Here is a 13,048-nt window from a genome sequence, read left to right on the forward strand (position 1 = left end):
TCATGTTTTTATTGTTAAATCATCAAAATAACAAGACATTTACTAAGTGGTACGTAAAGTATAGGCAATAAGTGCAATAATGATAGTAATAAAATGCTTAAAACTGTTTAAAAATGTTTAGCTGGCGCTAGTGTGTTGTTGGATAAAAGGTTTCTTCTGGTAAATAATTTTAAGCGTCGATTGTACTTTTTCTACAGGCACAGGACGGGCAATAAAATAGCCTTGTCCGTAGTCAACACCAATCTCTTTTAGTGCAAAAAATATCTCTTCGCTTTCTACGTATTCTGCCACAGAGCGCTTATCAAGGGAGCGGCTTATATCGTTAATGGCCTTAACCAGTGCTAAGTCAATAGGGTCGTTAATCATGTCGCGTACAAACGAGCCATCTATTTTTACATGCTGTGCAGGTAACTGTTTTAAATAGTTAAATGTGCTAAAGCCTGTACCAAAGTCATCAATAGAAAAATGACAGCCTAAACTGTTTAGTTTTTCTATCATTTTACGGGTGGCTTTTAAATTGTTAACTGAGGCAGACTCGGTGATTTCAAAAATAATACGCGAAGGCGGTACGTGGTATTTTTCTAGGCTCGATTCTATATGTGGCAATAAGCGCTCATCTAAAAACGATTGAGCAGAGAGGTTAATAGCCACTTGATTTAAATCTGGGTGCTCAGCCACGCTAGCAATGGCATTGCGAATAACACATTGGTCCATTAAAAAGGTGTCGTTTAGCAGCTCAAGAGAGGGAATAAATTGATTAGGGAAAATAAGTTTATCGTCTACTTTTAAACGCAGTAACGCTTCAAAATAAGCCACTTTATTGGCTTTAAAGTCCCATATTGGCTGATAGTGCAGCTCTACGTTATCCTGCTGAAGTGCTTGTCGAATCTCATGCCCCCACTCAAGCCCGGTTTGCAAGGTGTTATTTTGCGCATCATCTTTTGAGTAGCAGTGCACTAGGTTACGGCCTAAACTTTTAGCAATATATAAGGCAATATCGGCTTGCTTAAGGCACTCACTCGGGTCGCAATTTTTAGCCGTTATTTGCGTTAAGCCAATAGAGCAGCTAATTGAATACACTTGGTCTTCAGATTTAAACTCGTGCTGTTCAATCGCGCTACAAATACTCTCTGCAATTAGGTGAGCGTCAAGCAGTTGGGTGTTTTTTAAAATAACAGCAAATTCGTCACCACCTATTCTACACACTAAATGTTTAGCGCTAATGTTTGCTTCAAATAATTGAGCTACATCTTTTAGTACAATGTCGCCTTGTTGGTGGCCTTTGCTGTCGTTAATTATTTTAAAATGATCTAAATCGATGTAAATAAGTGCGTGCTCTACATCACCATAGGTGTGCTTGGTTTGGCATATTTTATTGAGTTGTTGATCAAAATAATAACGATTATGTAAACCTGTTAGCGTATCGTGCAGGGCTAAGTGGCGCAGCTTTAATTCAGCTTGTTTACGCTCGTGTATGTTGTCGATTGTGGCAGTAATGGTGGCATTATTACGGCTGTTTTTTATTAGCTGTAAGCGGCATTCCACCCAAATCTGATTGCCATTTTTATGATTAAGTTGAATCTCGACTTGCTGCTGGTGCATGCCGCCATTAAGAATATCGTTAATGGTCGTATTTAGTTTTACTTGGCACTCATCAGAGCAATAATCGATTAATGATTTTTGCAAAGACGATTTAACCCCAAAGCCACTTAGTGTTTCCCAAGCAGGATTGATAAAGCGAATTTTACCTTGTTGGTCGAGCTCTAAAACCACCGTATTTAAATGCAGCAAAATACGTTGGTGCGCCGAAAACAGCTCTTTGTAGCGTACTTCGCTAATACTTAACTGCTCAACCTTTTGGGCAAACTCAGCATAACTAACCATAAAGTCTTCACGGCGCGCAGCATGGTCACATACTTTATTTAAAAAAGACGGGTCGTATGGCGCTCTTATAAAGTCGGTAACACCGGACAGCAGCAGCTGCTCTGCATAGTCGGCATCGTTATTATCAATAATAGTTACAATGGCTTGTTTAGGGTTATGTTGCAGTATTTCTTCGACTAACTTATCGGATGTGCCCGCATGTGAAGCGGTTGCATCAAGTAGGACAATAGCAAACTGTTGTTGATTATAGGCACTGAGAGCACTTTGGCTTGTGGTGACATGGGTAATGGCAAAATTGAGCTTAAGTTGCTCAGCTATTTCATCGGCTTTTTGCGCTATTGGTTCAAGCAAGAGTAAATTAAGGCGACTGCTTTTTTCTAAATGCGTAGACAGAACATTGGCCAGCACCTGCGGTAACATGTCTTGGTGCTCAAAGGGCAGTACGGCATCTATGCCATAACTACGAGCGGTGGTTTCAGCTATACGCTCACAATAAATTGGCGGAATAAGTAAAATAGGGGTGTTTTTAGGTGTTTTAAGTAAGCCTGAGCGGATCATGCGAGAAAAACGCCAGCCATCTATTTTCCCCACGCTCAAGCCCGTAATAATCATGTTTACTGGCTGCTTTTTTAACAGAGTGAGCGCATCTTGGCTATCTGCTACTTCTATGAATTCAAATACCTTTAAATGTCCTAAAGTGGCGCGAATAGTGCGGCGTTCTTCACTACTTGCGTTTAGAATGAGCAACTTCAGCTTACCTGCCACTTTTTTAACCCCGAAATTAGAAACATCATTATTTAAGGTGAGTAAGAATAATGATATTTACCAATAAGAACAAGATTATTTAAAGTAGTTACTCAAATGTATCTAAAATAGGGTGAATCCTCTCAACTGTGGTAGATATCTTGAGCTTAGCCGAGGATAGATATACACTTGGCGCGATTTTAATGATGTGGAATACCGACTATGCGCGTGGCTGACTTTAGCTTTGACTTACCTGATGAATTAATTGCTCGTTTTCCTAAACAAGACAGAACCAGCAGCCGTTTACTAACCCTAGATGGCCCGACTGGCAATGTTGAACACAAAGTGTTTAGCGACCTACTTGATTTAGTAAACGAAGGTGACTTATTAGTATTTAATAATACCCGCGTTATTCCTGCTCGTATGTTTGGCCAAAAAGCCTCTGGCGGTAAGGTCGAAGTACTTGTAGAGCGTGTAGTTGATGAACACCGCGTACTTGCCCATGTAAGAGCAAGTAAGTCGTTAAAGCCTGGTAACGAAGTTATTTTAGAAGGCAAAGCCAAAGCGACAATGATCGCGCGTCACGATACGTTATTTGAGCTTGAATTTGATCGCAGCCAAAATGTACTCGATATTCTAAACGACATTGGCCACATGCCTTTACCTCCTTACATTGACCGCCCAGACACCGAAGCTGACCGCGAGCGTTATCAAACCGTTTATGGCGAAAAGCCCGGTGCAGTAGCAGCGCCTACAGCAGGGCTGCATTTTGACGATAAGCTAATGGCGGCATTAAAACAAAAAGGCGTAAACATGGCGTTTGTTACGCTACATGTTGGCGCAGGTACGTTTCAGCCGGTGCGTGTAGAAAGCGTAGATGAACATGTAATGCACTCTGAATACATTGAAGTACCTGATGAGGTGGTTCACGCTGTTGCTAATACAAAAGCTAACGGTGGGCGTGTTATAGCTGTGGGAACTACTTCTGTGCGCTCGCTGGAGTCGGCAGCAAAAGTACACGGCGGTAAATTAGAGAGCTATTTTGGCGATACCGATATTTTTATTTTTCCGGGTTATCAGTTTAATGTAGTTGATGCCATGGTGACTAACTTTCACTTGCCAGAATCAACCCTCATAATGCTAGTAAGTGCCTTTAGCGGCCAAGATAACATTATGGGCGCGTACAACACGGCTATAGAACAAAAGTACCGTTTTTTTAGCTACGGCGATGCGATGTTTTTAACACGTAAATAGGCACGTTTTTATCCGGTACCGTTTTTAAAAGCCCAGCTCGCACGCTGGGTTTTTATTTGCCTGCGCTAATACGCAGTGAATTTAGCGCAGCTAATAGTAATAACGGGGCAAAAAGGGTAGAATCGAGCGGTTAAATTATAGCTTGTTGGACTGTTTTTCCGACATTGAGGATGATATGAAATTTGAATTAGACCGCACCGACGGAAAAGCGCGCCGCGGCCGCTTGATTTTTGACCGTGGTGTAATAGAAACGCCTGCATTTATGCCAGTAGGTACTTACGGTACTGTTAAGGGCATGACCCCAGATGAAGTTAAAGCCACAGGGGCACAGATTTGTTTGGGTAACACCTTTCATTTAATGCTACGCCCAGGTACTGAAATCATTAAGCAACACGGTGATTTACACGACTTTATGAATTGGGACTTTCCAATTTTAACCGACTCAGGTGGTTTCCAAGTATTTAGCCTTGGTGCTATGCGTAAAATTACCGAAGAAGGCGTGTTGTTCCAATCGCCGGTAAATGGTGACCAAATTATGATGTCGCCTGAAAAATCAATGGAAGTACAGCGTGATTTAGGCTCAGACATCGTCATGATTTTTGACGAATGTACGCCATACCCTGCCACCGAAAAAGAAGCAAAAGACTCAATGGAGTTATCGCTTCGTTGGGCTAAGCGCTCTAAAGAAGGCCACGGCGATAACCCATCAGCCTTATTTGGTATTATTCAAGGTGGTATGTACCCAGAGTTACGTGCACAATCACAAAAAGGCCTAGAAGAAATTGGCTTTGATGGTTACGCATTAGGCGGCCTATCGGTTGGTGAGCCTAAAAACGAAATGATGAATATTCTTGATCATTGTGCGTACAAAATGCCAGAAGACAAACCGCGCTACTTAATGGGTGTAGGTAAACCTGAAGACTTAGTTGAGTCTGTACGCCGTGGTATTGACATGTTTGACTGTGTAATGCCTACCCGTAATGCACGTAATGGTCATTTATTTATTACCACAGGTACAATTAAAATTCGCAACGCAGTACATAAAACAGACACTGGCCCACTTGATCCTGAGTGTGATTGTCATACCTGTAAAAACTATTCGCGTGCTTATTTGCATCACCTTGATAAATGTAACGAAATTTTAGGCGCACGACTAAACACAATCCATAACTTACGTTACTATCAGCGTGTTATGGAAGGCCTACGCAATGCAATTAGCGAAGGTAAACTAGAAGAATTTGTTAGTGATTTTTATGCTCGCCGTGGCCAAGACGTGCCAGAGCTTGCAGATATAAATTAAAATTTAAAAATATAGAGGAAGTATTATGAGTTTATTTATTTCAAACGCACACGCCGCTGCTGGTCAACCTGCTGCAAGTGGTGGCTGGGAAATGCTAATTATGTTAGCTATTTTCGGTTTAGTTTTTTACTTTTTAATTTACCGCCCACAAGCTAAGCGTGTTAAAGAGCACAAAAGCCTTATGAGCGCGATGGCTAAAGGTGATGAAGTACTTACCCAAGGCGGTTTAGTAGGTAAAATTGTTAAAATTACTGAAGATAAAGATTTCATCGTGATTTCTTTAAATGAGCAAGCTGAAGTAACAGTACAAAAATCGGCAGTATCTGCTGTATTGCCTAAAGGCACAATGAAGTCATTATAAAAATAAAAAGGACATGCCTGTGTTAAACAAGTTTCCAATTTGGAAGTATTTACTTGTTTTAGCTGTGGTAGCCATTGGCCTTTTATATGCTTCTCCAAACTTGTATGGCCGCGATCCGGCCATTCAGGTTTCGGGGGCAAAAGGCGCAGATGTCGATCTCAGTGTAGTAGACAAAGTAAACGCAACCCTCAAACAACATAATGTAACAGCTAAGTCTACCGTGCTTGAAGGCGGCCAAGTATTAGTTCGTTTTAAAAATGTTGAAGAACAGCTAAAAGCGCAAGACTTACTGCGTAATTCTCTTAGCGACGATTATATCTCTGCTATTAATATGGCACCTGCGCAACCTGCATGGTTAAAATCATTGGGTGGTAACCCTATGAAGCTAGGTCTTGATTTAAGTGGTGGTGTTCACTTCACCATGGAAATCGACATGGCAACCGCGGTAGATAATCAGCTAGAGCAAATGGAACAAGATTTTCGTAGCGACCTACGCGAAGAAAAACTTCGTTACCGTAGTGTTCGCCGCGTAGCGGGCTCTGAGCGTATGCGTGTAGAAATGCGTACCGAAGAAGATAAAGAAGCGGCTGAACGCTTTTTAGCATCGCGCTACCCACTAAACGTATACATTGATGATAGCAGTAACGATCGCGCATTTTTTGCCACTATGAGTGAGCAAAAGCTTAAAGAAATACGTGACTACGCTATTAAGCAAAACGAAACCATTATTCGTAATCGTATTAACCAAATTGGTGTTGCAGAGCCTAACGTACAGCGCCAAGGTGCTGAGCGTATTATTGTGCAACTGCCAGGTGTTCAAGATACAGCACGCGCTAAAGAAATTTTAGGTGCAACGGCCACGCTTGAATTTCGTGAAGTAGACGAAAACGCAGACCCAAGTGCTGCTGCTCAAGGACGTATTCCTGCGGGCACAGAAATGATCATGAGCCGTGATGGCTACCCTGTGGTACTTAAAAAACGTGTCATTCTTGAAGGTAGCCATATCACTGGTGCACAATCAGGAAACGACGAATACCAGCGCCCACAAGTAAGCATTACCTTAGATAGCAAAGGCGGGGCAAAAATGAATGCCTTTACCAAGCGTGCAATTGGTAAACGCATGGCAACGGTATTTATTGAATACAAGCCATCGGGTAAAAAAGATGCTGACGGTAAAGCACTTCCACCTATTAAGGTAGAAGAGGTTATTAACGTTGCGACTATTCAGGCTCGTCTTGACCGCTCATTCCGTATTACAGGTATTGATAACCCAGCCGAAGCCCACAACTTAAGCTTACTATTACGCGCCGGTGCATTAGTAGCGCCAATTCAAATTGTTGAAGAGCGCACAGTAGGCCCAAGCTTAGGTCAAGAAAACATTGAAGCTGGTATGACAGCTGTAGCCCTTGGCTTTGCGTTTGTACTTGCCTTTATGCTTATTTACTACAAAGGGTTTGGTTTAGTTGCCAACATTGCACTAGCAGCTAACTTAGTGCTTATTGTAGGTGTAATGTCGTTAATTCCAGGAGCCACATTAACGCTGCCAGGTATTGCCGGTATTGTATTAACAGTGGGTATGGCGGTTGATGCTAACGTACTTATTTTTGAGCGTATTCGTGAAGAGCTGGCCGATGGCCGCAGCCCTCAACAAGCCGTTCATTTTGGTTACGATAGCGCCTTTAGTACTATTTTTGATGCCAATATTACCACTTTAATTGCTGCGGTTATTTTATTTGCAGTGGGCACTGGCCCTATTGCAGGTTTTGCCGTAACACTGGCAATTGGTATTTTAACTTCAATGTTTACAGCCATAGTTGGTACCCGTGCGGTAATTAACTTATTTATTGGTGGTAAGCGCATTGATAAACTTTCAATTTAAGGAGCGGACATGCAAATTTTAAGTTTGGGTGGTAAAACCCTACGTTTCATGTCACTTCGTAAAGTGGCTATGGGGTTTTCTACGCTATTAATTTTAGCGTCGTTTGCCTCAATTTTTATCAAAGGTTTAAACTTTGGTTTAGATTTTACTGGCGGTACCGCTGTAGAGGTTGGTTTTTCGCAACCTGCAGATTTGAAAAAAGTACGCTCAGTATTAGCTGAAAACGGGTTTGCCGATGCCTCAGTGCAGCTGTTTGGTTCTAGCCAAGATATTTTGGTTCGTTTAGCGCCGCGTGGCAGTGAAGTAAAAGCCGAAGTTATTGGTAACCAAGTTATTACTGCCTTAAAGCAAGCTGATGAGAGCGTAGTAATGCGCCGCATTGAGTTTGTAGGCCCAAGCGTAGGGGAAGACTTAAAAGAGCAGGGTGGCCTTGCCATGTTAACTGCGCTTATTTGTATTTTGATTTACGTGGCATTTCGCTTTGAGTGGCGTTTTGCTGTGGGCGCGGTAGGTGCACTACTACACGATGTAATTATTACAGTGGGTTTGTTTTCTGTATTAGGGTTAGAGTTTGACTTAACTATTTTAGCGGCAATATTGGCGGTAATTGGTTACTCACTTAACGATACTATTGTTGTATCTGACCGTATTCGTGAAAACTTCCGTAAAGTACGCATCGACGACACTATCGAAATTATCGACATGTCGTTAACGCAAACACTTAACCGTACACTTGTAACGTCAATCACCACTATTTTGGTATTGATTGCGCTATTTGTGTGGGGCGGACAAACCATTCATGGCTTTGCTACAGCCCTGTTATTTGGTGTGTTCATTGGTACTTATTCTTCAGTTTACGTTGCAAGCTCGGTAGCTATTACCATGGGTGTAAGTAAAGAAGATTTAATACCAGAGGTAATTGAAAAAGAAGGCGCAGACCTAGACGCATTGCCGTAATAGAGTTAACGCTAAATAAAACCGCTCAATTGAGCGGTTTTTTATTGCGCGCTGTTTTATAGAGCTTGGTTGCCTTTAAGATTAAACGTACACGCTTTTTAGGCTGAACTTAAAGCCTAAAGCCGATTATATAATTAAGCCATTACAATAACGTATGAATAGTTAACAGTATATTAGGCTATAAACTTAGTGCTGAGGTTGTACCGCCCCTAAATTGAGCAAATTTAATCCTGAATGGTCAATAGCGCCTAATGCCATAAAATTGTCATACAGGCTTGCTACTTTAATGCCCCTATTAAACGACAATCAGGTTTTGCAGTGACGATGCAGCGCAAAGTACTAGAGTACATTTTAAGTAACGGTGAAATAACCACGTTATTTCAGCCTATTTTTGATATAGCTAATCAAACAATTATAGGTTACGAAGCGCTAAGTCGAGGGCCTAAAAACAGCCCTTTGGAAATGCCTAACCGTCTGTTTGAAGCGGCCAGTGAGCACGCTTTAATTTCAGAGCTTGAGTTATTGTGCCGCTCAAAAGCAATTGAAAACTTTGTAAAGCTTAATCTAAACGGTAAGTTATTTTTAAATGTAAGCCCTAAAACCTTGCTTGACCCTTGCCACCCAAAAGGTGAAACCTTGCACTTAATAGAGCAGTTTGGTTTGGTAGCAAACCGCGTGGTAATTGAGGTAACAGAGCAAGAAAAGGTCGACGATGGTTTTTTATTATTAAAAACAATTGCACACTACCGCGAGCTGGGTTTTACCATTGCCATTGACGATTTAGGTGCTGGTTACTCGGGCTTAAAACAGTGGTCTGAACTATGCCCCGACTTTGTAAAAATCGACCGTTACTTTATTGATCATTGCGATGAAAGCGAAGTTAAAAAAGAGTTTTTAAAATCGATTACGGTACTAGCAAAAGCAACAAACACCGCCGTAATAGCCGAAGGCATAGAAAGAGTAGAAGAGCTTGCCTATGTTGAAAGCTTAGGCATAGCAAACGTACAAGGTTTCTTACTGGAAAAACCAAACTCAAATCCAAGCCTTGATTACAGCTCAGAGCAATTACAAGCATTGAACTTTAAACAGCCAAGCAATACGTTTGATCAATCAATGGCGATTGGCTGGCTTGCTGTTACACAAGAAGCAATAGACAGCGAAACCCGTTGCAAAGACGCCCACAAGCTATTCGAAAAAGACAAAGCCGTGATGAGCCTAGCGGTTTTAAATAAAGCCGGCCAACCGGTTGGATTACTACATAAAGATCAGCTCACTGAGGTGTTTGCAGCGCCCTATGGCCATGCACTTTACGACAAGTGCCCCGTAACTGACTTTATGGATAAACAACCTTTAGTGGTGGATGAAAACCAACTTCTTGATACCGTGAGTCAGCAAATTACAGAGCAAGACTTTGATATTCGCCGCCATATTGTGATCACCCGTAATAAACGTTACCTAGGGCTTGCCCCTTTGCGTGATATTTTAAAGCACATAACAGAAGAAAAAATTCGTCACGCCCAGCATGCTAATCCACTCACTATGCTCCCTGGTAATGTAGCGATTAATGAGGCAATAGAGCAAAGGTTACGCTCACAAAGTGCGTTTTCGCTTGCCTATATAGATCTTAATCACTTTAAGCAGTTCAATGATTTATACGGCTATGCCAGTGGCGATAGTGTGATTAAATTATTGGCAGATGTAACCGTGCAAGCATGCGAAAACAGTGCTAACTTTGTAGGACATATAGGTGGTGATGACTTTATGGTTGTGTTTGACCAATCAGATGCTGTGTATATTTGTAATACCATAATTGAGCAGTTTGAACTGCAATCACGCACTTTTTTTACGCCTGAGCACATTAAGAGCAAAGGTTATTGGGCTACAAATCGTGAGGGAGAAAAGCAATTTGTACCTTTACTTACGTTATCAATTGGCCTTGTGGAGCCCGACTTACAAGAATGTAAAAACAGCCATCAAGTTGCAGCACTTGCAACAGATGCTAAAAAAGAGGCTAAGCGGTATCGCCATAGTTATTTGTTTATTTGTAAGCGCAGAAAGCCTGCGCCTGCCGTAGTGCGCTTAGCACCAGAGAATAAACAGGTGGTATAAAAAAATAGGTAATTATTATGTTGCCATTAAAAGTAGTTGTTGGTGGGTTTGCTTTATTTGCGGTTAGTTTTTTTGTGCAAGGGGTAGAGATTGTTAATGTTGCTCAAAAGCAAAGTGTGCAAAATGCCCGTGAAGAATACCTAAGTGAGCTATTAACACGAGCCCTAGAGCGGGCTAATTATCCTGTAGACATAAAAATGCAGCCAGTGAGCTTACAGCAACAGCGTGACCTGATTGAGCTAGATAAAACAGAGTTAGATGTTTATTGGAGCATGAGCAGCCCAGAACGAGAGGCACGGGCAATAGCCGTTAAAGTCCCGCTATTTAAAGGCTTTATAGGCAAGCGCGTTTTATTAACCAGTAAAAAAAATGTCGAGAAATTTAAAGGCATTACCACTTTGGCGCAATTAAGTGAGCTCTCGGCAGTGCAAGGGCATGATTGGCCAGATACAAAAATAATGGCCTATAACGGCTTACATGTAAGGCCGCTGAGTAACTATCAAGCTATGTTTACGCTTACTAGCCGGGGCAGAATCGATTACTTTCCTCGCTCATTTATCGAAGTTAATTCTGAGCTTGTTGCCAATGCGCAGAGTAACTTAGTTATTGTGCCTAATTTATTTATTAGTTATCCCACCGGTATTTATTATTTTGTTGTAAGTAGTAAGCCAGCTTTAGCGCAAGCCATAGAGCTTGGGTTGCAAAACATGCAAAACAGCGGAGAGTTTGATGCGTTATTTGATGAGTATTTTGCAAAAGACATAAACTCTCTCCCTTTCACAAAAGGTTATACCACGGAGCTAAAGCTCGATAACCCTTACTTTTAAAACAAAAAAGGAGCCATAGGCTCCTTTTTTATAATAGGGTTACATGCACTTTATTAGCGAAGTAACGCTTCAGGTAATACAGGGCGAATTTCACGGATAATTGCTTGAGTAAGCTTAGGTGCACCACAAATAATGTTACCGCTATTGTTGTAGTTAACGCCACCTGCAAAATCAACAACCATGCCGCCAGCTTCTTTTACAAGTAACTCGCCTGCTGCTGTGTCCCACGGTTTTAAACCAATTTCAAAAAAGCCATCAACACGGCCCGCAGCTACATACGCCATATCTAGCGCTGCAGAACCTGCACGACGAATATCAGCAGTTTGTGTAAACAATGCTTTAAACGCGTCTGTGTATGCATCTAAGTGGTGTTTTTGTTTGAAAGGGAAGCCTGTTGCTAAAATTGAACCAGCTAATTCTACGGTTTTAGTAACGCGTAAACGCTTGCTGTTTAGCTGTGCGCCTTGACCACGAGATGCTGTGAAAAGCTCGCCACGAATTGGATCGTAAATTACAGCTTGGTCTAAACGACCTTTTACTTTAAGTGCGATAGAAACCGCGAAATGAGGGATACCCTTGATGAAGTTAGTTGTGCCATCAAGCGGGTCAACAATCCATTGGTAATCTGCATCTTTGCCTTTGTGCTCACCTAGTTCTTCACCAACAATGCAGTGATCAGGGTAAGATTTTAAAATTGTATCACGAATTACGGCTTCGGCTTCTTTATCAATGTTAGTCACTAAGTCGTTAGTGCCTTTTTGTTGAATTTCAACTTTTGATAAATCTTCACTTGCGCGAAGTAAAATTTTGCCTGCGTTGCGCGCAGCGCGAACCGCAATGTTTAACATTGGATGCATGGTATTACCTTTGGGTTGTAAAAGAACGTTTATATATTTAAGCCGGCGTATTTTAGCGACTTTTGCCATAAAGTAAACAATAAACCCTAAATACTTTTGTGCGTTTTTTGTACGGCCTTGAAATGCATGTAAATTTATTCGTATCTAAGACATGTTGGCGTGTATGGATTGAAATTTGTTCAACCAAAGGGCAACTTAATCACAGCGCGAAGTGCGAAGCCTTGGGAGCTCAATAACTTCCATGAAGCAAAGCTTCCGCGTCCTGCTAGCAAACATACTGTTGTAAAAATTAATCTTAAAAGGGCAGTACTCGCCAATAATAATAAAAAGTAAAAAAGTGCTTTACCTAAAGTTAGCTTGAGGTTTTATCTTGTGTTTAAGCAATCAACTAGGGTAAATAATAATGAAATTAGAACACGTACATTTAGTAGTAAACGATATAAATGCCATGCTTAAATTTTACCAAGCAGCCTTTCCTTATTGGTCTATTAGAAGTGAAGGGCATAACACTTGGTATGGTAAACCTAAGCGCTGGGTACATTTTGGCGACGATAACCATTACATTGCTATAAGCGATAATGGCGAGCATAAAAACAGAGATTTGGCAGGGCACCAAGTCGGACTGGCTCATTTTGCCTACGTTACAAACAACCTAGACGCTGTTATACAGCGCTTAAAACACGCCGGATTTAGCATTGATAAAGAGGGCGCAGAAAACCCATTTAGAAAAAACGTATATTACTTAGACCCAGCCGGGTTCGAGGTTGAGTTTGTGCAGTATATGAGTGACATTCCAAGCGAGCGTAATAACGACTTATAAAATAGGCATAAATAACGGTGTAGAAAAGCGCATAATATGGCTTTTCTACCCATTGT

Annotated in this window: 10 protein-coding genes; 8 read left to right on the forward strand and 2 right to left on the reverse strand. The window is 41.4% G+C overall.

The window, feature by feature from the left end; translation table 11 throughout:
• Positions 1-117: 117 nt before the first annotated feature.
• Positions 118-2,649 carry an EAL domain-containing protein gene (locus tag MTN96_RS00330; RefSeq protein ID WP_096740223.1) on the reverse strand — a complete coding sequence of 844 codons (2,532 nt, stop codon included), beginning with the start codon at positions 2,647-2,649 and terminating at the stop codon, positions 118-120.
• A gap of 201 nt (positions 2,650-2,850) precedes the next feature.
• Here MTN96_RS00330 and queA point away from each other — a divergent pair, with 201 nt between their 5' ends.
• From queA to MTN96_RS00365, 7 genes are all read left to right on the forward strand, one after another.
• Complete coding sequence (gene queA, locus MTN96_RS00335) at positions 2,851-3,882, forward strand: tRNA preQ1(34) S-adenosylmethionine ribosyltransferase-isomerase QueA (protein ID WP_004587615.1); 1,032 nt, start codon at positions 2,851-2,853, stop codon at positions 3,880-3,882.
• A 175-nt stretch (positions 3,883-4,057) separates the two neighbouring features.
• Positions 4,058-5,182, forward strand: a complete 1,125-nt coding sequence (tgt, locus tag MTN96_RS00340) for a tRNA guanosine(34) transglycosylase Tgt (protein ID WP_004587614.1) — start codon at positions 4,058-4,060, stop codon at positions 5,180-5,182.
• A 25-nt stretch (positions 5,183-5,207) separates the two neighbouring features.
• On the forward strand, positions 5,208-5,543 hold the full coding sequence (yajC, locus tag MTN96_RS00345) for a preprotein translocase subunit YajC (RefSeq protein ID WP_004587613.1): 336 nt from the start codon (positions 5,208-5,210) through the stop codon (positions 5,541-5,543).
• A gap of 19 nt (positions 5,544-5,562) precedes the next feature.
• Complete coding sequence (secD, locus tag MTN96_RS00350; RefSeq protein ID WP_004587612.1) at positions 5,563-7,422, forward strand: protein translocase subunit SecD; 1,860 nt, start codon at positions 5,563-5,565, stop codon at positions 7,420-7,422.
• A 9-nt stretch (positions 7,423-7,431) separates the two neighbouring features.
• On the forward strand, positions 7,432-8,379 hold the full coding sequence (gene secF, locus MTN96_RS00355; RefSeq protein ID WP_004587611.1) for a protein translocase subunit SecF: 948 nt from the start codon (positions 7,432-7,434) through the stop codon (positions 8,377-8,379).
• Positions 8,380-8,697: 318 nt separating this feature from the next.
• Entirely contained in the window at positions 8,698-10,488 is a 1,791-nt protein-coding gene (locus MTN96_RS00360; RefSeq protein ID WP_248530485.1) for a bifunctional diguanylate cyclase/phosphodiesterase, read from the forward strand.
• Between the two features lie 17 nt (positions 10,489-10,505).
• Complete coding sequence (locus MTN96_RS00365; protein WP_004587609.1) at positions 10,506-11,315, forward strand: ABC transporter substrate-binding protein; 810 nt, start codon at positions 10,506-10,508, stop codon at positions 11,313-11,315.
• A gap of 53 nt (positions 11,316-11,368) precedes the next feature.
• Here MTN96_RS00365 and suhB read toward each other — a convergent pair whose 3' ends face one another.
• On the reverse strand, positions 11,369-12,172 hold the full coding sequence (gene suhB, locus MTN96_RS00370; protein WP_004587608.1) for an inositol-1-monophosphatase: 804 nt from the start codon (positions 12,170-12,172) through the stop codon (positions 11,369-11,371).
• A 403-nt stretch (positions 12,173-12,575) separates the two neighbouring features.
• Here suhB and MTN96_RS00375 point away from each other — a divergent pair, with 403 nt between their 5' ends.
• Positions 12,576-12,992 (forward strand): VOC family protein, encoded by a 417-nt coding sequence (locus tag MTN96_RS00375; RefSeq protein WP_004587607.1) that lies wholly within the window; start codon positions 12,576-12,578, stop codon positions 12,990-12,992.
• Positions 12,993-13,048: the final 56 nt, after the last annotated feature.

Source organism: Pseudoalteromonas sp. 2CM28B (genome assembly GCF_023161935.1).